The organism is Mesorhizobium sp. M7A.F.Ca.CA.003.01.2.1, assembly GCF_003998945.1.
Classification (GTDB): domain Bacteria; phylum Pseudomonadota; class Alphaproteobacteria; order Rhizobiales; family Rhizobiaceae; genus Mesorhizobium; species Mesorhizobium ciceri.
In genome coordinates this window covers 1-547 of record NZ_RZRA01001611.1, presented here as the reverse complement: position 1 = coordinate 547, position 547 = coordinate 1, and the positions used below count along the sequence as shown (strand labels likewise).

Genomic DNA, 547 nt, shown 5'->3' with positions numbered 1-547 from the left:
TTGCAATGCACGGCGTCCGGCTCGTGCCGCCGCAAGCCGCACTGCGGACAGGGAAACAACACCTTGGCTGGCCGGAAGATCGCCTGAGCCAGTCTGACAAACAGCGATATGCCGATGATCATGGTGACGATTGCCGTCAGCTTGCCGGCCATGCCCGGCAGCACGATGTCGCCGAAGCCGGTCGTCGTCACCGTGGCGACAGTGAAATAAAGCGCGTCGATATAGTTTTCCAGGCCGGCGCCAGTGCGAAAGAAGAACGTGTAGACGAAGCCGGTGATGACGAACAGGAAGGTCAAAAGGTTGATGACCGCGTGGCTGGCCTCTCGCCACGGCCGCAGTCCTCGCATCTCGAAATGCCGCCAGAGCGAACCGCTGCGCGACAGCGACCACAGCCGCAGGATGCGCAGGAAGGCGAGATTGGCGAACGCCGTTGGCATCAGCAGCGTCAAGAGGATGAAGACATCGACCCACGAGGTCGGCTGCTTCATCAGCCGCAGCATGTTCTTGGAGGCAAGCAGGCGGGCAGCGAGGTCCGCGGCAACCAGCG

Annotated in this window: 1 protein-coding gene; it reads right to left on the bottom strand. The window is 62.2% G+C overall.

Going from position 1 to position 547, the window contains the following annotated elements; all coding sequences use genetic code 11:
* A partial coding sequence (locus EN969_RS34525; protein ID WP_127419958.1) for a potassium channel family protein occupies nucleotides 1–547 on the bottom strand: 547 nt, incomplete at both ends.